The organism is Streptomyces achromogenes (assembly GCF_030816715.1).
Lineage (GTDB): Bacteria > Actinomycetota > Actinomycetes > Streptomycetales > Streptomycetaceae > Streptomyces > Streptomyces achromogenes_A.
This window is the reverse complement of sequence record NZ_JAUSYH010000001.1, coordinates 8,069,114-8,091,537: the sequence shown is the minus strand read 5'-3', so window position 1 is coordinate 8,091,537 and position 22,424 is coordinate 8,069,114. Positions and strand designations below refer to the sequence as shown.

Below are 22,424 nucleotides of genomic sequence, written 5' to 3'. Positions count from 1 at the left end.
GTGTACGAGGCCCGCGCGACCGTCGTACGACATCTGCGAAAGGGGAATCCGGGTGGCGCAGCAAGGCACCTCGGACGTGCTCGATTCGACACCCGGGGCCGGACGCCGGCTCGAACACCCGCCGACCGTCGAACCCGACGGCGGCGTCGCGTTGCTGGCCTGGGCGGCGCGGATGCGCGAGGACCGGCCGGTGTGGCGGGACGGCAGCGGCCATGTGCACGTGTTCCGCCACGCGGACGTGCAGCGGATCCTCGCCGACACGGCGACGTTCTCCTCGGACACGGTGGGCCGGCTGTCGGGCGGTGAGAAGCAGGCCCCGCGGGGCACGCTGCTGCTCCTGGACCCGCCGCTGCACGGCAAGATGCGCCGCCTGGTCAGCCGGGCGTTCACCCCGGGCCTGATCACCGGCCTCGAGCCGTGGATCACCGAACTGACCGGGCAACTGCTGGACGCCGCCCCCGAGAACGCCTTCGATCTCGTGGACGTGCTGGCCAACCCGCTGCCGGTGACGGTCATCGCGCGCATGCTGGGTGTCCCGACCGAGGACCGCGACAGGTTCCAGGGCTGGGCGGACCAACTGCTGTCCACCGATCCGGACGACCCCGAGAGCGTGCGCCGGATGGAGGAGACCGCGGTCGCCATCTCCTCCTATCTCCAGGGCTTCATCGAGGCCCGGCGCGAGGAGCCGAGCGGCGATCTGCTGAGCACCCTGGTCGGGGCCGAACTCGACGGCGAGCGTCTTGAGGACGAGGACATCGCGAGTTTCGCGACGCTGCTGCTGCTCGCCGGGCACATCACCACGTCGGTGCTCGTCGGTAACGCGCTGCTGTGTCTGGACCGCGATCCGGAGCTGCTGGAACGGGTGCGTGCGGACCGTTCGCTGATACCGGCGGTGATCGAGGAAACGCTGCGGCTGCGCCCGCCGTTCACCTGGATCGAGCGGGTCACCACGACCGCGGCCACCGTCGCCGGGACGGATGTCGGACCCGACACCCTCGTCCATCTGTGGCTGCTGTCCGCCAACCGCGACGAACGGGTCTTCGAGGACGCGGACGCGTTCCGCCCGGACCGTGCCAACGCCCGGCAGGCCGCGTTCGGACACGGCATCCACTACTGCATCGGGGCGCCGCTGGCCCGGCTCGAGGGCCGGATCGCCCTCGACGCCCTGCTGGACAGATACGCCCGCATCGGCGTCGATCCCGCGGTGCGGCTCAGCTGGCACGGGACGAACGTCTTCGGCGCCCGGCACCTGCCCCTGCGGGTGCACCACGCCTGAGGCGGCGGCCCACGTCCCTCCCCCACCCCCCAGTCCCGGCCTCTCTCACGACGGAGCGACCCCATGAAGACCAGGCCCGACCCGCCCGTGATCCCCTCGGAACGGGGCAGGTGCCCGTTCGACCCGCCCGCCGAGTACGCGCGGCTGCGCGCCGAGCAGCCGGTCAGCCCGGTCACCTTCGAGGTGGCGCCGAAGGACACCTCGGGCTGGCTGGTGACCCGGCACGACCTGGTCCGGCAGATCCTCGCCGACGACCGCTTCAGCCACCGGAACGAGTTGCTGGCGCATGTGGTCGCGCCGCCGTTCCCGATGACCGAGTACGCCCCACAGCCCTCGCCGCCCGGCTCGTTCGCGAAGATGGACGCCCCCGACCACACCAAGTACCGGCGGCTGCTGGCGGGTCACTTCACGCTGCGGCGCATTCAGCAGTACGAGCCGCAGCTGACGCGCATCGTGGACGGGGCGCTGGCGGAGATGGCTGCCGAAGGCTCCCCCGCCGACCTGGTCTCCGGCTTCGCGGAGAAGGTTAGCCTGCGCTCGGTGTGCTCGTTGATGGACGTCTCCCCGGAACTGATGGACGGCATCCAGGAGCACTTCTCGGCACTGATGACCCTCACGTACACGCTGGAGGAGTTCATCCACCACGTGGAGTCGATGGACGGGCTCATCCGGCCGATGGTGCGGGAACGGACGGCAGAGCGGGGCGAGGACTTCTTCGGCCGGCTGGCGGCGACCGGCGAGTTGACCGAGGACGAAATGGTCAACCTCGCCGTCCTCACCCTGGGCGGCTCGCTCGACACCACGCCGAACATGCTGTCCCTGAGTGTCTTCGCCCTGCTGGAGAACCCGGACCAGCTGGCCCTGCTGCGGGAACGGCCGGAGCTGTACGAGGCCGGCGCGGTGGATGAGCTGCTGCGGTATCTGACGATCTCCCAGATGGGTTCCAGCCGGTGCGCGCTGGAGGACGTGGAGATCGGCGACGCCGTGATCAAGGCGGGTCAGACGGTGGTCCTGGCGCTGCCCGCCGCCAACCGCGACCCCGAGGTCTTCACCGATCCCGATCGGCTCGACGTCACCCGGGTCCCCCGTAAACACCTCGCGCTGGGCTTCGGCGCACACCAGTGCCTGGGTCAGCACCTGGCACGGGCCAGCCTGCGCATCGGACTGCGCGCCCTGTTCGAGCGCTTCCCCTCGCTGCGGCTGGCGACGCCGGCCGGGGAGGTACCGCTGCGCGACCGGGCCGTGCACTACGGCGTGGACCGACTGCTCGTGTCCTGGAGCTGACGGCCGTGGCACGGAAGAACTCCGCGCACCGCGCGGCGAGGAAGGGCCTGCCCGCGTTCCGCACCACCGTCGACAGCCGTGTGGAGCGGGTGCACACCGTGCGGGCCGGTGCGGCCGACGGCGCACGGATCCGGCTGACCGGCTACGACCTGCTGACCGGTCCGTGGTACACGCCGCTGACGTTCTTCTACCGCGGCACCCTCGACGGCGCGGCGCTGCGCGACTCGCTGGCGCGCACGCTGCGCCGCTACCCCCTGCTGGCGGGGCGTCTGGAGCGGGACGCGGACGGCGGACTGAGCGTGCTCTGCAACGACGCGGGCGTCCGGTTCACCGAGGCGTTCTGCCCCGACCCGATGCGCGAGTACGGCCACGGTCTGCGCGCCGAGCCGGTCATCGGGAAGTTGCTGCGCGAAGTGAGCGCCTTCGGCGTGGTGGGTCGGGACACGCCGCTCCTGAAGATACGGCTGACCCGGATGGCGGGCGGCGGCTCCGTTCTCGGCGTGCTCGTCAACCACAGCCTGGCGGACGGCGGTAGCACCCTCGCCTTCCTGGAGAGCTGGTCGCGCGAGCACCTCGGGGTGCCGTGGGAGGAGCCCAGTCACGACCGCGCGGCGCTGGACGGGCTCGGCCGGCCGGCCACGGACTCCGCCACCCTGGAGGCGCGGGCGTTCGTGGGTGTGGGCCGGGTCCGGCACCTGACCACCACGCTGCGGGTCGGCGTCAACAAGCTCGCGACCGTCACGACCCGGTTCGGTGCGGCGGAACTGGCCGCGCTCAAGGCCGAGGCCCAGCGGACTCTGCCCGGACCGAACGCGTGGGTGTCGACGAACGACGCGCTCACCGCGCACCTTTGGCAGGTACTGAGCGAACTGCGGGGCCGTCCGGCCGACGCCGTGGAGTGGCTCGGGCTGATCGTCGGCGCGCAGAGCCGGCTGGGTGACGCCCTGCCGTCCTCCTACTGGGGCAACTGCGTCAGCAACAGCTGGACCTCGCTCGGCGCCGCCCGGTTGCGCGAGTCACCGCTGGGAGCGGTGGCGAGGGACGTGCGGCGCTGTCTGGAGAGCAACACCGAGGACAAGATCCGCGACGAGATAGCCTTCCTCGGCTCCTACCGGCGCAAGGGCGTGTCCCGGCACGTGATGTCGGTGCGGGCCCCCGACGTGTCGACGACGTCCCTGTCGGTCAACAACTGGTCGCAGTTCCCGCTGTACCGGATCGACCTCGGCGCCGGACGCCCCTTCTGGTACGAGTTCCCCGACCTGCCGGTACCGACGGTGCACATCGCGCCCACGCCCGAGGAGGACGCCGGACGGGACGTGTATCTGTGCCTGCCCGAGGCCGAGGCCGCTGTGGCGGACACCGCGCCGTGGCGGGAGCGGCTGCACAGCCGCAGCGGGACATCCGTCGGATCATGACGTCGGCGGGCCGTGCGCCGTCATGGCACCCGGCCCGGTCGAAGCCCCAAACGGGCCCAGACGGGAAAGACGGGAAAGACGGGATGAAGGCGCAGCTAGCGGAAAAGAGTGATCCGGGCTTTCTGCCGGCCCGGTTTGAGCGAAGATGGCTCATCGGGAGGGGTTCCACGTGTCAGCACCGGTCTTCACGGCCGGTCCCGCGGGGCGTGGGCACAGGTCCCGGTCGCCACCGGCGCTCCGGGAGAGAGGTACAGGGTGGATGACCGCTGCGCACGGGAGCGTTCCCCGCGAACGGCAGCCGAGGGGGCAGGGCCCGGAGCCGGTGGAGCGTGAGGGCGAACTCGCCCTCTTCGTGGAGCTCACACGGCGCACCGCGGCCGGTGACCCGGCTCTGGTCATGCTCGAAGGCCCGGACGGCATCGGCAAGACGACCCTGCTGCGCGCTCTGATCGCCCAGGCCCGCGCCGAGGAACTGCGCGTGGTCCACACCACGGCCGGGCAGGAGGGTGAGCGGCTGCCCCTGAGCACTGCCCACACCCTGCTGGCCGGCCTCGACGCGGACGTGGGCCAAAAGCCCCTGACCGCGTGGACGCACGTGGACCGGACGCCCCTGACCGCGTGGACGCGTCCACCTGACCCCGCCGGCGGGAACGCGCGGTCACGGGGGCTTGCCTGCTACGACGTCGACGGAGAGAACCCGTCCTTCGGCGTACTCGCCGAACTGCACGAGGTGGTCCGGTCCGCTGCGGCGGACAGCCCACTGGTGATCGTCGTGGACGACTCGGAGGAGGCCGACACCGCGTCGCTGCGCTTCCTCGCGCACACCGCGCGCCGCCTGGCGGGTCTGCCCGTGCTGCTGGCACTCGCCCGCCGCAGTGGCGCCGACGAGCCGGCCCTCAACGACGTGGCAGCCCTGCCTCTGTGCCGGCTGGTGCGACCACGTCCCCTGACGAGTGAGGGAATCGGCCTGCTGACACTGCGGCTGCTCGGCTCGGAGACCGACGCGGCGTTCCAGGAGTCGTGTCTCGCGGCCACCAACGGCAACCCCCTGCTCGCGACGCGGCTCCTGACGGCGCTGCGCGAGGAGCGGCTGCCGCTCACCGCGGACCATGTCGCCTCCGTGCCCGGACAGGACATCCACGGGTTCCGCCTGCGTGCGGCGGATCTGCTGCACCGGCACCCGGCGGTCACCGTCCAGGCCGCGAGGGCCCTGGCCGTGCTCGGGGACAGGGTCACACCGGAGAACGGCGCCCGCCTCGCCCTGCTGGACAGTCCCGTCTTCGCCCGCTCCCTGCTCGCCCTCGTGTCAGGCGGGCTCGTCACGTCGAACAGCGACGGAAGCTGGTCCTTCTCCCACGCCCTGCTGCGCAACGTCGTCCTGGGCGACATGTCCGACGACGAGCGCGACGCCCTGCACGGTCGGGCGGCGCGGTTGCTGCACGACGACGGGGCGAGCCCCTCGGACGTGGCCGAGCACCTGTGCCACGCGCCGTCCACGGCACGTCAGCCCTGGGCCGCCGCCATCCTGCGCGACGCCGCCCGTGAGGCCGTCCTGCGCGCCTCACCGGTCCGAGCCGTGGAGCTGCTGCGCGCGTGCGTGCCGGAGGACGCCGAGGAAGCGGGCGACCCGAGCCTGCTCCTCGAGCTCGGCGTGGCGGAGATGAGGGTCGACGCCGAGGCCAGCGTCCGCCACCTGACGGCTGCGCTGGAGGGGGCGACCGAGCCGAAACTGCGTCTCGAGGCCCTCGGCGTGCTCGCCGAGGCGCTCACCCGCCAAGGCCAGGTGGGGCGGGCGGCGGTCCTCCTGGCCCGATGTCGTTCCGAAGCTGCCTCGACCGCTTCAGGTTCGGCCGATCCGCAGCTGATGGAGGCGCAACTGCTCATCGCGGCCTCCGCCAACCGGGCCGCCTACACCGAACTGCTCCAGACCGTCTCCTTCGACCTCTCCCTGCCCGGGGACACTCCCGAGCAACGCGCTCTGCTCGCCACCCGGGCCGTCATCTCGGCGTCCCGCATGGACCGCGTCGCCGAAGCCGTCGCGGCCGCCCGCACCGTCGTCCGCCGCAGCACGGCGACCACCGACGCCCCGGTCTTCCTCGGCGCCGCCGCGTCGGGACTGCTGTACGCGGACCTGCCGCACGAGGCCGAAGTGGTCTACCAGAGGCTGGTCATAGGGGTCGACGCCCTGCTCGACCCGGGCTACCGGAACCTGCTCGCCCTCAGAGCGGAGGCGCACCAGCGACTCGGAGCCCTCGGGGAGGCGTCACGCGCCAGCACCGCAGCCCTCGCGGGCATGACCGGCGCACGGGCCACCCCGTTCGAGGCTCTGGCGCTCGCCGTGCGCCTTCACACACTGCTCGACCAGGGCGATCTGGCTCAGGCCACCCTGTTGGAGGCGGGGATACCCGACCCCGTCCAGGACGACTGCTGGCAGTGGAACGAGGTGGTGAGCGCCCGTGGCCGGCTGTGGCTGGCCAAGGAGGACCCCACGCGGGCCCTGGCCCATTTCGAGGAGTGCGCCCGCATGCAGGCGGGTTGGCAGCGCACCAGTCCGGCTGTCTCGCCCTGGTGGTACTGGGCCGGACGCACCCATCTCGCCCTGGGCGACCGCGCTTCGGCCGTCGCGCTGGCGGAGAGGGCCGTCGCCGACGCCCGGTCCGCGGGCCTGCCGTGCGCGTTGGGTTCGGGACTCGAACTGTGGGCGGCGACGATGAGCGACGACCGGCGGCCGGCCCTCCTGGAAGAGGCCGAGCAGGTCCTCATGGGCACCCGGGCCGCCCTGTGGCTCGCCCGGGTCCGGGTCGCCCGGGGCCAGGCGCTCCAGCGGCTCGGGTACAAGAAGGCCGCCCGCGAGGTGCTGCGGCAGGGCTGGGAAGAGGCGTACGGCGTCGGTTCCCTGCCTCTCCACACGGTCGCGCACCGGGCGTTGCTCGCCACCGGCGCACGACCGCGTCGTCCCGTGTCCCGAGGACCGGGCGCGCTCACACAGAGCGAGTCCCAGGTCGCTCGCCTCGCGGCCGACGGCAGGTCGAACGCCTACATCGCCGAAACGCTGTTCGTCACGCGGCGAACGGTGGAAGTCCACCTGACCTCGGTCTATCGCAAGCTGGGCTTGACGGGACGGCGAGAGCTGCGGGACTCGCTGGAGTCGCAGGGCCTCCATGACGCCGGGCACGGACAGTGACGTTCCGGTCACCACACCGCCCCGGGCGAGACCCGAACCCCTGCCGGACGTCATCGGCTTTTGTTCCGCATGACGCAACAAGGCAATGTGACGTTCATTCAGGAGAGCGCCTCGCAATGGGGGGCTGAAAGCCCGCCTTTTCCCGGCGCCCCCGCGAGACGAGGGAGCCGGGCCACACAGGCATTTCCTGCAATTGCATGCGCGTCGGCGCATCAGGCCCTCGATGTTCGCGGACGCGATCCCGCATCGGCCCGCCGCGCCTCTCACCTGGCACGCCGTGCCGGGACGACCGTAAACGACCGGCCCGCCATGCCACCCGCCTCTGCCCGGCCGGGCTTTATGCAGCTTCCGCTGGGCGACGCTTTCGTTTGCCTTCCGCGCCCCCTTGCTGGCATACCTCTCGCTATGATCTGCTGAAGCTCAAATGGCAAGGGGTATGAGTGAACTTTCAGTACATCTTCTGTATGGGCGACTCCATGAATTCTCCGCACACGGCCACTCGCACCGCCACCTTTGCCGCGCATCGCCGTCCTGAGCCGACGGGTTCTTCCGGTCCCGGCCACCGATAGCAGTCCACGGCCCGGCACACCGCGCCCCGCGCGCCGACCGAGACACGTCCGCGCGGGGGTCACCACCCGATCCGCCGGTCTCGGTGGGCACAGCGACCACGCGGTTCCGCCGGCCGAGGCAGCCTCCGCGCGCACGAGGGAGTACCAGCACGGTGTTGTTAGAACGCGAGTCAGCCCTTGCACAGGCCACCGCGGCCCTGTGCCGCACGAAGGGCGGACAGGGCTCGCTGCTCGTCGTACGGGGCCCGCTGGGGGTGGGCCGGTCGGCGTTCCTGGAGTCCGTTGCCGCCATCAGCCGGGACCACGGTTTCGTGCTGCTCAGAGCCCAGGCGTCCGCTGCCGAGGAGCGGTTCCGGCTGGGCGTGGTAGGGCAGTTGGTGGATTCGTTGCGCGGGATCACCCTTCCCGGCGACATGGCCCGCTGGCTCCGGCAGGCGAACGCCGTCCGGCGCGAGAGCTCATCGGGCGCGGCCCTTGCGAAGGGCGCGCGCTCGGCGGACCCTCGGTGGTCCGAGCTCAGCCCGCAGCTGGCGCCGTGCTGGCTGACGGCGCTGCTGAGCGCCGTTTCCGAAGCCCGGCCCGCGGTGCTCATGGTGGACGACCTGCAGTGGGCGGACACCGGGTCCTTACAGGCCCTCTCCCTTTCGGTGGCGCAACGCGCGCGACGACGGGTCCTCTTCGTGTTCTCCGTTCTTCCCGGCGACGTACGCGTCAGACGGCCGCACGTGCGCGATCTGCTCGATCCCGAGGGGTGCGCGGCGGAGCCGAACGGCGGCGGGGACCCGCTTCGGTCCCGGGCAAAGGCATCGGACCAGGTCCTGGAACTGTCGCCACTCGGCCTCAACAGCGTGCGTCTGCTCGTGGAGAAGACCCTCGGCGACGCGCCGGACGCGGTGTTCGTGGAAACCGTGGCGGTGCGCTCCGGCGGGAACCCCCTGCTGCTGCAAGCGGTGCTGGACGAGGCCCAGTACCTGAGGCTGCGTCCGACAGCGACGGACGCCGCCGTCGCCGCGACCCTGCGGCCCGAGCGCCTGCGCCGCCGTCTCGACGCCTTCCTGCGGTCGCAGCCGGACCACGTGCGGCGGTCCGCCTACGCGCTCACCCTGCTCGGCGCCGCCGCGGATGAGCGCTTCGTGGCCCGCCTCGCCGAACTCGACGAAGAGGGAGGGGCACGGGCCGTCGAAGCGCTGCGCCTCGCCGGTCTCGTGGACCAGCGCGCGTGCCGGCTCACCTCGGGGACGATCCTGCGGGACCTGGTGGAAGAGAACATGCCCGCCCAGGAGCGCACCGCCATGCGCGGAGTGACGGCCGAGCTGCTGCACCGTACCGGGCATCCGGCCGAACTCGCCGCGGAGCAGCTGATGGCGGTGATTTCCCTGCGCGGCCCGGAAGCGGTGCAGATTTTGCGCACCGCCGCGGACAGCGCGCTGCGCCGCGGTTCGCCCCGGGACTCGGCGCGTTATCTGCGCCGCGCCCTCCTCGACTCCTCGCTCTCCGGACAGCACAGGGCGAGACTGCTCGTCGACCTCGCCACCGCCGAGCGCAGTTTCGCGACGGCCGCGGCGCTGCGGCACGTCGTGGAGGCCGCGCCGCTCCTCGAATGCGTACAGGAGCGGGCCGACGCGATGCTGCGGCTGGGTCCCCTCCAGATGGATCCGCCCTCCCTGCGCATCAATGTCATCAGAGCCGCCATCACCGACGAACTGCGTCAGTCGGTCACCGAGGACTGGGTGGAGCGCGAGCTGGTGCTGCGCCTGGAGGCACGCGAGCACATCCTGTCGGCGCAGGATCCCACGCACATCCGACGGGCGCTGCGGCGCTTCCGCGACCTCGGCCCCTGCCCCCGGCTGGCCACCAAGGGCGAAAGGGAACTGGTCACGTCGCTGATGCACATCGCATTCGTCGCCAACGCCGTTCCCGCGGAGCAACTGGCCAAGTCGTGCACCCGGGTGCTGGAGCACGAGCCGCCCACGCCGGAGCACGTCCACACCACCGCGCCGTTGGCCGTGAACATCCTCGCCGGTGCGGAGCAGACGGCGGGTGCGGCCAACTGGCTGCGTGAGGCGAACCGCCTCGCCCACCGCCGCGGCGGTGATGTGGAACAGGCCGTCATCCGCTGCGAACAGGCATTGGTCGCCCTCGCCGACGGGCACCGGGCCTACGCCCGGGACAAGATCATCCAGGCCGACGCCCTCGCGGGCCCCGAGACCGGCGGGCTGCCCACCGTCTGCGCCGCCGTCCTCTCCATCGTCGCGATGCACACCGACGAGCCGGAGCTGGCGGAACAGCTGCTCACCCAGCACCGGCTGCACGCCGAGAACGAGTATCTGACAGCACTCCTGCACCTGGCACGAGGCACCCTCGCGGCACGCCGTGACGAACCGCGCACCGCACTGGGCCACTACCGGACCGCGGGCCGGCACATCGAGCAGATCGGCTGGAAGAACCCGGCCGTCCTGCCGTGGTCGTCGTGCGCCGCCCTCATGCACCACCGCCTGGGCGAACACGAGGAAGCCGTGACCGCCGCACAGTCGGAGGTGAACAGGGCCCGCGCCTGGGGGTCGGCCACCCCGCTGGGGCGTTCCCTGGTCGTCCTCGGCCGGGTCACCTCCGGACGAAGGGGCCCCGAGCTGCTCGAGGAGGCCGTCACGGTCCTGGAGAAGGGCAACAACGGATATGAGCTCTTACGGGGCTTCTACGCGCTGGCAACTCATCCCGACACACGGCGGAACCGAAGATCGACCGCCCTCGGGCGCGCGCACGATCTGGCCGACGAGCATGACGTCCCCGGGCTGGCGGAGAAGATTCGCACCAGGCTGACCGAGGGAACGAGGAAATCCATAAACCGCGACAGCCGGCTGACCCCCTCGGAACTCAGAGTCGCGCGTCTCGCGTCAACAGGCCTCAGCAATTCAGAGATCGCAAGTCAATTGGGCACGTCGTCACGCATGGTGGAGAAACATCTGACGAACGCCTATCGAAAACTCGGCATATCCGGGCGCCCGGAGCTGGCCAGAGCACTCAAGAGAGCGGACGCCGAGCAGTCACCCTGACGCCTGGCACCGCACGGGCACACCCCCACAGCAAACTTTGCACACCGCTTCGACCCGTCCCGCGAGCAACCGACAGCAGCGCTCGGCGCACCACGGGTCCGACGCCCCGTCGCCTGCCGCCAACAGCCAACACCTCCGGGTTCAAGGCGAGTTGCACTTCGGCAACGGACAGGAGACGACCTGGGGCGTCCGAACCACCGAACCACCGAACCACAGTCTTTTAGGGCCACGCAAAGGTTTGCTTGACCGCCCCATGCCATATTCCTAGGCTCGACCACAGTTGATCAGAGGCACGCAGGAAGGGTCACCGCTCGATCTCCTACCTGCACAAGCAGCACCGCGTCCGATCAAACTCTGCCTCCGGGCAGTAGATCCCCCACATGAGTGCAGAAAGACGGTGCGTCGCAGTGACCACGCGAACAGCAGGCCCCTGGCCCGACAGAGACTGGGCGGCGGCCCCGCACACTTCTTCGACCGCGCACAGGGCCCAACCCGATCACCGCCCACGCACGGAAACCAGCCGTCGCCTCTACACGGCGCACATCGACACCGGCATGCACATCGTGGCAGCGGAGCCGGATTTCTCCCGCCAGTTCGGCAGTACGTCGGCCGACATCTGCGGACGAAGTCTGTACGAGCTGCTGCACCCCAGTTCCCCCTCCGTCCTCGACCGGCACTTCAACCGGCTTTCACAAGGGCGCTGCAACCGCTTCGCCGAGCGCGTGGTCGGTCTGGGGGACGAGGGCCGGGCTTTCTCCGGAGAGCTGACGGGCATCGCCGTACAGAACACCACGGGGCTCATGGCCGGCATCGTCGTACAGGTGAGGCCGGACAAGGAGGCCCCTTCCTCAGGACCTGAGGAAGGGGTGCTCAACCCGCGTGAACGGCTTCTCAGCAAGCTCGACGCACAGGTTCTCGAGGGTGTCGCCAGCGGCTCCTCCACCGTGCAACTCGCCGCCCGGCTCTACCTCAGCCGACAGGGCGTCGAGTATCACGTCGGTCTCATGCTGCGGAAGCTCAAGGCGCCGAACAGGGCTGCCCTCGTCGCGCGCGCCCACTCCATGGGCATGCTGACCGTCGGCCAGTGGCCCCCGCGGGTCCTGCCGGAATTCATCAAGTAGCGGCACCCTCGCCGAGGTTCCGTCCCCTGCCGCCCGACCCCACCGCCTGCCGCACCAGCCGCACGCCTCGTGCGGACCTGGTGGGCACGGCCTGCTCCTCAGAGCGGCCGTACCGTCCGATCGGTACGGCCGCCGGCTCATGTCCGACGTCAACGCGTCGACGCGGTGGGGCCGTTGCCGGAGGACGAGACGGGCCGGCCTCCGGCGAGGACAGCGGCGGCTACTGTTCCAGCTCGCGGCTGATGAGGTCGAACAGTTCCTCGTCGCTGGCCCCGTCCAGCTGGTCGCCGAGCGACGGGCCGTGAACGTCGGGGCCGGATCCGAGGAGTTCGATCTCGCCCAGCAGGGTCCGCAGCCGGGCGCCGAGCAACGAGCGGGCGTCCTGATCGGGATCCGCCTTCATGATGCGGGCGATACCCGCTTCCAGGTCCGCCAGCATGGTCGCCATCGTCCCGCTCTCCCCGGACAGTTCGGCGTCGAGGTGCTGTGCGAGAGCGGCCGGGGTGGGATGGTCGAACACCAGGGTCGCGGGCAGCGCCAGGCCGGTGTCCTTGATCAGGGTGTTCCGGAGTTCCACGGCGGTCAGCGAGTCGAACCCCATGTCGCGGAAAGCCCGGTCGGCGCCCATCGCTGCCGTGTCGTGGTGGCCGAGGGCCTTGCCCGCGGCCCGCCGTACGTGCTCGAGGAGGGCATCGGCGCGCCCTTGGGGCGGCAGGGCGGCGACGCGCTCGGCCAAGGCCGTCAGCGTGGCGCCGGCAGGGGAGGGCTCGGACGGCGCCCCGAGCGCCGCCAGGATCTCGGTTGCCTGGGGGAGGGTGGTGAGCAGGGGGCTGGGACGACGGCTGGTGAACGCCGGAACGAAACGCTCCCACTCCACATCAGCCACCACCACCGAACCCCCACCACCCTCCAGCACCGACCCCAACCCCACCAGAGCACGCCCCGGATCCATCACCCGCAACCCACGACGACCCAACTCCACCGCACCCTCACCCGACACCATCCCCCCACCCGCCCACGGACCCCACCCCACCGACACACCCACCAGACCACGACCACGACGCGACTCCACCACCGCATCAGCCCACGCGTTCGCCGCCGCATACGCCCCCTGCCCCCCACTCCCCCACACACCCGCAATCGACGAGAACACCACAAACGCAGACAGATCCCAACCACGCGTCAACTCATCCAAATACACCGCACCCCACGCCTTCGCCCCCACCACCCGCCGAACACCAGCAGCGTCGATGTCGTCGATCGCCTCCATGTCCAGGACACCGGCCACATGGGCGATGCCGTCGACGCGGTGGGCTTCGAGAAGGGCGGCGACCTGGGAGCGGTCGGCGACATCGCACGCGACGACGTCGACGCGTCCCGCTCCGGCCTGCCGCAGCCGAAGGACGGTGTCTGCCAGGCCGGGAGCGTCCGGACCGCTCCGGCTGGTCAGTACGAGTTCCTCCGTCCCGCGTGCGACGAACCACTCGGCGACGCGCACCCCGAGCACACCGGTCCCCCCGGTGACGAGCAGTCGCCGCGGAGCCGGGCGGCCGTGGCTCTGCGAAGAGACCGGATCCGTTCCGTTCAGCGGTGCCGGACGCAGCCGACGGCCGAAGACCCGCTCCCCGCTCACCGCCACTTGATCTTCGCTGCGATGCGCCAGCACCGAGGCGACAGCGGCGAGTTCCCGGTCGTTGGGCGTCGTCGGCAGATCGACGAGTCCGCCCCAGCGGTCCGGGTGTTCCAGAGCGGCCACCCGGCCGAACCCCCATATCGCGGCCTGCGCCGGATCGTCGGGGGCGCGGCCGGGGCCGAACCCTGCCCGGGTGACGACCCACAGGGGCGCTGCGACGCCTGCGTCACCGAGGGCCTGAACGAGAGTCATGGTGTGCACCACGTCGGCGTCCGGACCGGAGACGACATGGTCGTCGCCGAGACCCGGAAGGGAGAGGCAGGAGAGCACACCGGTCGGCGCGATGCCGTCGATGGCCGACTCCAGAAGATCGGTGAGCGATTTCCTGTCCCGCGCGTCGCAGGTGAGCCGCTCCAGACCGGGGATGAACCTCTCGAGCCCAGCGAGGGGAAAGGCGTCAGGTCCCTGGAGCAGCAGCCAACGCCCGTCCAGAGGCGTCGGGGCCGGCAGTGCCACCGGTTCCCATCCGACGCTGTACCGCCAGCCGTCGACCTCGGCGCGCGCCACCTGCTCGCGACGCAGTTCCGTCAGCGCGGGGAGCACGGCCTCCAGCACCTCCTCGGGCACTCCGAGGGTCGCCGCCAGATCGGGGGTCCCCTCCTCCACCATCGACCAGAAGGACGCGTCGCCGTCGGAGACCGGGGGATTCGCCGACACCACCGTGCGTGCGGTGACCGTGGGCCAGAAATCGGTGTGCTGGAAGGCGTAGGTGGGCAGGTCGACGGGTGCGTCGCCCGTGCCTTCCCCCAGTACGGCCGTCCAGTCGACGTCCGCGCCGTCGACGTGGAAGCCCGCCATCGCCCGCAGGGCCGCCACGTGCTCGGAACCGTCCTTGCGCAGCATCGATACGAACAGTGCGTCACCGGTGTCGTCGGGGAGGCTGTTCTGCGCGAGTGCGGTGAGGGTGGAGTCGGGGCCGATCTCCAGGAACCGCGTCACGCCCTCGCCGGCCAGCACACCCATCCCGTCGGCGAAACGCACCGCCTCACGCACATGCCGCACCCAGTACCCCGCCGACGCCAACTCGCCCTCCACCGCGAGCCGCCCGGACACGTTCGACACCAACGGAATCACCGGAGAGTCATAGGCGATCCCCTCCGCGACCTCACGGAAGGCCTCCAGCATCGGCTCCATCAACGGCGAGTGGAACGCGTGCGACACCCGCAGACGAGACGTCCGACGACCTCGCGCCTTCAACTCCGCAGCGATCTCGGTGACGGCCGCCTCGACACCCGCGATCACCACCGCACACGGGCCGTTCACCGCAGCGACCGACACCTCCGCCCCACGGCCCTCCAGGAGTGGCAGAACCTCGTCCTCGGACGCCTGCAGAGCGACCATCGCGCCACCCCCGGGCAACGCCTGCATCAACCGCCCCCGCGCCACCACCAGAGCACACGCGTCCTCCAGACAGAACACACCCGCCACATGCGCGGCAGCGATCTCACCGACCGAATGCCCCATCAGGAAATCAGGACGCACCCCGAACGACTCCACCAGACGGAACAACGCCACCTCGACCGCGAACAACGCAGGCTGCGCCCACTCCGTACGCTCCAGCCGCTCCACGTCCCCACCGAACACAACCTCCCGCAACCCACCGCCCACCCGCGCACACACCGCGTCGAACGCCTCCGCGAACACCGGGAACGACACATACAACTCACGCCCCATCCCCACCCGCTGCGCACCCTGACCCGCGAACAAGAACGCCGTCCGACCACCCCGGAGTCCTTCGCCCACGACGGTCCGCAGTCCGGGCACACCCAGTCGCAGGCCACGCAGTTCTTCGGCCAGCTCCTGACGGGTGCCTGCGAGCACGACGGCTCGGTGTTCGAAGGAGGTGCGGCTCGTAGCCAGTGCGCGGGTCAGGTCGGACGACGAGTCGTCCCGCTCTTCGAGCATCGTGAGCAACCGTGCGGCCTGGGCGTGCAGAGCCTCTTCGCTGTGACCACTGACGAGCCAGGGCAGTACCGCTCCGTCGTCCGCCGCACGGTCTTTCGGCGGTGCCGGATCGGCAGGGGCCTGTTCGAGGATGACGTGCGCGTTGGTGCCGGACAGACCGAACGACGACACCCCCGCACGCCGCACACGCCCACCCTCCCCGGGCCACGGCTGCCGTTGCGTCAGCAGCCGCACGTCCCCGGCCGACCAGTCCACATGCGACGACGGCTCACCCACATGCAACGTCGCCGGCAACACCCCATGACGCAACGCCTGCACCATCTTGATCACACCAGCCACACCCGCAGCCGCCTGCGTATGACCCACATTCGACTTCACCGACCCCAACCACAACGGCCGGCCAGACGGACGACCCTGGCCGTAAGCGGCAAGAAGCGCCTGCGCCTCGATCGGATCACCCAACCGCGTCCCCGTACCATGCGCCTCCACCACATCCACATCCACCGCCGACAACCCCGCCGACCCCAACGCCGCACGAATCACCCGCTGCTGCGACGGACCGTTCGGAGCCGTCAACCCATTCGACGCACCATCCTGATTCACCGCCGAACCCCGCACCACCGCCAACACCCGATGCCCCAACCGACGCGCATCCGACAACCGCTCCACCAACAGCACCCCGACCCCCTCACCCCACCCCGTACCATCCGCACCCTCACCGAACGCCCTGCACCGACCATCCGCCGCCAACCCACCCTGACGACCGAACTCCACGAAAGCACCCGGCGTCGACATCACCGTCACACCACCCGCCAGCGCCAGATCACACTCCCCCGACCGCAACGCCTGCCCCGCCAGATGCAACGCCACCAACGACGACGAACACGCCGTGTCCACCGTCACCGCCGGACCCTCAAGACCCAGCACATACGACACCCGGCCCGACGCCACACTCGCCGCGTTCCCCGTGCCGACATACCCCCCGAAGTCACCCTCCGACACACTCAACAACGCCGGATAGTCCTGACCGTTCGTCCCCACGAACACACCCGTACGACTCCCCCGCAACGACCGGGGATCCACCCCCGCCCGCTCCACCGCCTCCCACGACACCTCCAGCAACAACCGCTGCTGCGGATCCATCGCCAACGCCTCACGCGGCGACACCCCGAAGAACTCCGCATCGAAACCACCCACACCCGACAGAAAGCCACCACGACGGGGATACTCGCCGGCCTTGCCGTCCTCGTTGGCGTACCGGTCGTAGACGGGTTGCAGCGCAGCCCAGCCGCGGTCGGTGGGGAAGTCCCCGATGCCCTCGCGGCCGTCCGCGAGCAGCTCCCAGAACTGCTCCGGGGTCTCCACACCACCGGGGAAACGACAGGCCATGCCCACGATCGCCACCGGCTCGTCCACCGCGATCGCGGTGGTCCCGACCGGCGTGGCGGCAGCGGCGGCCTCCTCCCCGAACAACTCGGCGTGGAGGAACGCCGCCAGCGCCCGCGGGGTCGGATGGTCGAAGACCACCGTCGCCGGGAGGCCGACACCCGACACGGAAGCCAGGACATTGCGCAGCTCCACCGCGATCAACGAGTCCACGCCCAGGTCGCGGAAGGCCCGCTCCGCGCCGACCTGTTCGGTGCCCTCGTATCCGAGTATGGCGGCCGCCAGCTTCCGCACCTCCTCCAGTACGAGGCGCAGCCCGGTCTCACGCGACAGTCCTGCCGCCCGCGACCGCAGGCTGCCGTCGGCATCGCCGGATCTCGCGGCGCCGCCCGTTCCGGAGCCGGCGATGGGAACCGCGAGGCGGGAGAGAAGGGCGCTGGGGCGGGTGGCGGTGAACGCGGGGACGAAACGCTTCCAGTCCGCGTCCACGACGAGCTGCGTGGTGACGCCCCCGTCCAGTACCGCCCCGAGGGCGGACAGCGCGAGCTGAGGTGCGAGTGCGGTCATGGCGCCTTGGCCGCGACGCCGGTCGCCGGACGCGACCGCCATCCCGTCTCCCGCCCACGGCCCCCAGGCGATGGATGTGGCGGTGAGGCCGTCGGCGCGCCGACGCTCGGCGAGAGCGTCAAGGACCGCGTTGGCGGCGGCGTAGGCGCCCTGGCCGGGGCTCCCCAGTGTTCCCGCCAGCGAGGAGAAGAGGACGAACGCGGAGAGATCCCGGTCGCGGGTCAGCTCGTCGAGCAGGTGGGCGGCCGACGTCTTGGGACGCATGACCCGATCGACGCGTTCGGCGTCGGTCGACAGCAGCGTGGCGTCGTCCAGCACCCCGGCCGTGTGGAAGACGGCATCGAAGGAGTGCTCGGCAAGAAGGGCGGCCAGGTCCGCGCGCACGGAGACGTCCAGACCGCGCAGGGTGACCCGCGCACCCGCCTGCTCCAGTTCGGCGCGCAGCTCGGCGGCGCCGGGCGCGGTTTCGCCGCTGCGGCTCACCAGGACGAGATCGCGGGCGCCGCGCACCACGGCCCAGCGGGCCACGTGTGCTCCCAGAGCTCCGGTGCCTCCCGTGATCAGCACCGTTCCGTTCGGCTTCCAGGGGACGGCGGGCTGCGGCAAGGGCGCGGACTGCTCGAGCCGACGGCCGAAGACACCGTGCGGGCGGACGGCGATCTGGTCCTCGCCGCCCTTCAAACGCGTCAGCGCGTGCGTGAGACGGGTGCACGCCCGGTCGTCGACGCGTTCGGGCAGATCTATCGTTCCGCCCCAGACGTCCGGGTGCTCGAGCGCCGCGACGCGTCCCAGCCCCCATACGGCGTTGTGCGAGGCACGAGTGACGCGTTCGGTCCTGCCGACTGCGACGGCGCCTTGGGTGAGGGCCCAGAGTCGTACGCCCGGAGTGCGCGCGACGGCCAGCGCGCGCAGCACGTTCAGCGCCCCCACGACCGGTCCGGCGGATGCGGCGAAAGCGAGGAGCGAGAGGATGCCGTCCGGGCTTCGGGTGGCGTCGGGCGTGTCGGTCCCGTCCACGGGAAGGCGGAGGGCCTCGGCGCAGGCTCTGGGGTCGGCTGCGTCCACTTCGAGGAGGTGCGGGGTGAGTCCTTCCCTCCGGAGTCCGGAGACGAGGCTGTTCATCATCTCCCGCGAGTCGCCGTCGGCGTCGGACGGGACCAGGACCGTCCAGATCCCGGTGCCGGACGCGCCCGCCCCCGGCCGGGCCTCGTCGTCGCGGGTCAGCGGCCGCCAGGACACCTCGTACCGCAGGGCGTCGATCGCGGCCTGCTCCTGTCGTCGGTGGTACCACTTCGCGAGGGCAGGGACGACCGGAGCGAGCGCGTCGTGCGCGAGGTCGAGGCCTTCCGCGAGAGTCGGCACGTCCTCGCTCGCCACGGAAGCCCAGAAGTCCGCGTCGACCACAACGGAAGCCCGCGTCGGACCCGACGGGCCGCCGAGTGACGGTTGGCTCGGGGTGAGCCAGTACCGCTGCCGCTGGAACGGATATGTCGGCAGGTCGACGGGTGCGTCGCCCGTGCCTTCCCCCAGTACGGCCGTCCAGTCGACGTCCGCGCCGTCGACGTGGAAGCCCGCCATCGCCCGCAGGGCCGCCACGTGCTCGGAACCGTCCTTGCGCAGCATCGATACGAACAGTGCGTCACCGGTGTCGTCGGGGAGGCTGTTCTGCGCGAGTGCGGTGAGGGTGGAGTCGGGGCCGATCTCCAGGAAACGGGTCACGCCCTCGCCGGCCAGCACACCCATCCCGTCGGCGAAACGCACCGCCTCACGCACATGCCGCACCCAGTACCCCGCCGACGCCAACTCGCCCTCCACCGCGAGCCGCCCGGACACGTTCGACACCAACGGAATCACCGGAGAGTCATAGGCGATCCCCTCCGCGACCTCACGGAAGGCCTCCAGCATCGGCTCCATCAACGGCGAGTGGAACGCGTGCGACACCCGCAGACGAGAAGTCCGACGCCCCTGCGCCCTGAACTGATCCGCGATCGCGGTGACGGCCGCCTCGACACCCGCGATCACCACCGCACGCGGGCCGTTCACCGCAGCGACCGACACCTCCGCCCCACGGCCCTCCAGGAGTGGCAGAACCTCGTCCTCGGACGCCTGCAGAGCGACCATCGCGCCACCCCCGGGCAACGCCTGCATCAACCGGCCCCGCGCCACCACCAGAGCACACGCGTCCTCCAGACAGAACACACCCGCCACATGCGCGGCAGCGATCTCACCGACCGAATGCCCCATCAGGAAATCAGGACGCACCCCGAACGACTCCACCAGACGGAACAACGCCACCTCGACCGCGAACAACGCAGGCTGCGCCCACTCCGTACGCTCCAGCCGCTCCACGTCCCCACCGAACACAACGTCCCGCAACCCACCGCCCACCCGCGCACACACCGCGTCGAACGCCTCCGCGAACACCGGGAACGACACATACAACTCACGCCCCATCCCCACCCGCTGCGCACCCTGACCCGCGAACAAGAACGCCTGTCGCACGTCACCGTGGTCCTGGCCGACGATCGCGTTCGCCGAAGCAGTGCCGCGCGCCAAGGCGTTGAGAGCCTCGACGAGGCCTGTGCCGTCCTCGGCGACGACTACGGCCCGATGCTCGAAGTGCGTCCGCGTCGTCGCCAGGCACAGGCCGGCACGGCCGGGTGCGATGTCGGATCGGCGGTCGGCGAACGTCGCGAGAGCGCGCGCTTGGGAACGCAGGGCCTCCTCGGTCCGGCCTGAAAGCGGCCAGACGGTCGGTGCGGGGTGCGTGGTGGCAAGGGCCGAGTCGGCCTGGGGCTCCACCATCGGGGCCTGTTCGAGGATGACATGGGCGTTGGTGCCGCTGACCCCGAAGGCGGAGACACCGGCCACCCTGGGGCGGCCGGTGCGGGGCCATGGCTGCTGTTCCGTCAGCAGCCGCACGTCCCCGGCCGACCAGTCCACATGCGACGACGGCTCACCCACATGCAACGTCGCCGGCAACACCCCATGACGCAACGCCTGCACCATCTTGATCACACCAGCCACACCCGCAGCCGCCTGCGTATGACCCACATTCGACTTCACCGACCCCAACCACAACGGCCGGCCAGACGGACGACCCTGGCCGTAAGCGGCAAGAAGCGCCTGCGCCTCGATCGGATCACCCAACCGCGTCCCCGTACCATGCGCCTCCACCACATCCACATCCACCGCCGACAACCCCGCCGACCCCAACGCCGCACGAATCACCCGCTGCTGCGACGGACCGTTCGGAGCCGTCAACCCATTCGACGCACCATCCTGATTCACCGCCGAACCCCGCACCACCGCCAACACCCGATGCCCCAACCGACGCGCATCCGACAACCGCTCCACCAACAGCACCCCGACCCCCTCACCCCACCCCGTACCATCCGCACCCTCACCGAACGCCTTGCATCGGCCATCCGCCGCCAGGCCGCCCTGACGACTGAACTCCACGAAGACATCGGGGGTGGACATCACGGTGACGCCGCCCGCGAGGGCCAGGTCGCACTCCCCCGACCGAAGCGCCTGCGCCGCCAGGTGCAGGGCCACCAACGACGACGAACACGCCGTGTCCACCGTCACCGCCGGACCCTCAAGCCCCAGCACATACGACACCCGGCCCGAGACGACGCTCGCGGCGTTGCCGGTGAGCAAGTGACCCTCGACGCCCTCGGGCAGGTCGTCTCCCGAGACGGCCCCGTAGTTCTGGTTGCTGCATCCGACGAAGACACCGGTACGACTGCCGCGCACGGAGGCGGGCTTGAGGCCCGCGCGCTCCAGCGCCTCCCAGGACGTCTCCAGAACGAGACGCTGTTGGGGGTCCATCGCAAGGGCCTCGCGGGGTGACACCCCGAAGAAGCCCGCGTCGAAATCCGTGGCCGTGGCGACGAATCCGCCCTGCCCCGGGGACGTCGAGGAGGCCCCACCGGCCGGCTCCCAGCCACGGTCCGCGGGGAACGGCGTGACGGCGTCGACGCCGGCCGCGACCAGGTCCCACAGCTGTTCCGGGGTGGTGACGTCACCGGGGTAGCGGCACGCCATACCGACAATGGCGATGGGTTCGCTCGCTGCCCGGCTGAGTTCGTCGTTGCGCTGACGCAGTCGCTCGTTCTCGGTCAGGGAGGCGCGCAGCGCGGCGACGACGCGCTCTTCGGAGGTGGGCATGCTCAAACTCCACTGGTTCGTGGCCCGTTCGCGGGCGGACGGGAAGACGTGGCGGTGGGGTGGTGCTTCAGGAGGTGGAGTCGCCCAGGGCCAGTTGAACGAGTGCGTCGACGTCCATGGCGTCGATCGCGCCGGATACGGCCTCGTCGTCGTTCTGCGACTGCTCGAACGTGCCCGTGAGGCGGGCGGTGCCGTAAGCCGTGGGGCCGGACGGGACGGCCTCGTCGGCGGCCCGTCCGATCGGGCCGCTGTCCGCCAACGACAGCACGGCTGCCAACAGGCCGCTCTCCTCCCAACGCGTGAAGGGGATCGTGGCGAGTACGTCGCGGAACGACGTCTCGTCACCTCGTTCTGGGCGCAGCGGCGTTCCCGATTCCCTATCCCCGTGGTCCGGCCGGCCGAACAACTCGTCATGCAGGTGATCGGCGAGGTGGCGGGGGCTCGGATGGTCGAAGACCAGCGTCGACGGCAGCCGCAGTCCGGTCTCGGTGTGGAGCTGATTGCGGAGTTCGACGGCGGTGAGGGAGTCGAAACCCATGTCGTTGAAGGGCCGGTCGAGGTCCAGGGCCGAGCCTTCGGATCGACCGAGCACCACCCCGGCCCACTTGCGGACCAGTTCCCGCAACGCGCGCAGACGTTCCTTCTCCGGCCGGTGCGCCAATCGGGCGGTCAGCACGGCTCGAGCGTCCTCGGTCGCGTGCTCTTCGACGACGTCAGATCCGGTGAGGCGCGGGAGGGTGGTGAGCAGGGGGCTGGGACGGCGGCTGGTGAACGCCGGAACGAAACGCTCCCACTCCA

At 70.8% G+C, this 22,424-nt stretch carries 7 protein-coding genes and 1 pseudogene; 6 read left to right on the top strand and 2 right to left on the bottom strand.

The annotated features are described in order from the left end of the window. Nucleotides 1-52 precede the first annotated feature (52 nt). The 6 genes from QF032_RS35590 to QF032_RS35565 all read left to right on the top strand — a co-directional run bounded on the left by QF032_RS35590 (nt 53) and on the right by QF032_RS35565 (nt 11,902). Nucleotides 53-1,276 carry a cytochrome P450 gene (locus tag QF032_RS35590; protein ID WP_307059317.1) on the top strand — a complete coding sequence of 408 codons (1,224 nt, stop codon included), beginning with the start codon at nt 53-55 and terminating at the stop codon, nt 1,274-1,276. A gap of 63 nt (nt 1,277-1,339) precedes the next feature. After that, complete coding sequence (locus QF032_RS35585; protein ID WP_307059316.1) at nt 1,340-2,560, top strand: cytochrome P450; 1,221 nt, start codon at nt 1,340-1,342, stop codon at nt 2,558-2,560. A gap of 5 nt (nt 2,561-2,565) precedes the next feature. Further along, nucleotides 2,566-3,975: an acyltransferase gene (locus QF032_RS35580; RefSeq protein WP_307048366.1), complete on the top strand. Its 1,410-nt coding sequence runs from the start codon at nt 2,566-2,568 to the stop codon at nt 3,973-3,975. Between the two features lie 259 nt (nt 3,976-4,234). Further along, entirely contained in the window at nt 4,235-7,159 is a 2,925-nt protein-coding gene (locus QF032_RS35575; protein WP_307059314.1) for a helix-turn-helix transcriptional regulator, read from the top strand. 721 nt (nt 7,160-7,880) lie between these two features. Then, entirely contained in the window at nt 7,881-10,781 is a 2,901-nt protein-coding gene (locus tag QF032_RS35570; RefSeq protein WP_307059312.1) for a helix-turn-helix transcriptional regulator, read from the top strand. Nucleotides 10,782-11,335: 554 nt separating this feature from the next. Next, complete coding sequence (locus tag QF032_RS35565) at nt 11,336-11,902, top strand: LuxR C-terminal-related transcriptional regulator (RefSeq protein WP_057583500.1); 567 nt, start codon at nt 11,336-11,338, stop codon at nt 11,900-11,902. A gap of 220 nt (nt 11,903-12,122) precedes the next feature. Here QF032_RS35565 and QF032_RS35560 read toward each other — a convergent pair whose 3' ends face one another. Both QF032_RS35560 and QF032_RS40955 read right to left on the bottom strand, forming a co-directional pair. Continuing rightward, nucleotides 12,123-21,632: a type I polyketide synthase gene (locus QF032_RS35560; RefSeq protein WP_373430423.1), complete on the bottom strand. Its 9,510-nt coding sequence runs from the start codon at nt 21,630-21,632 to the stop codon at nt 12,123-12,125. A gap of 61 nt (nt 21,633-21,693) precedes the next feature. Continuing rightward, nucleotides 21,694-22,191 (bottom strand): annotated as a pseudogene (locus tag QF032_RS40955) (acyl carrier protein); the annotation flags it as partial. Nucleotides 22,192-22,424: the final 233 nt, after the last annotated feature.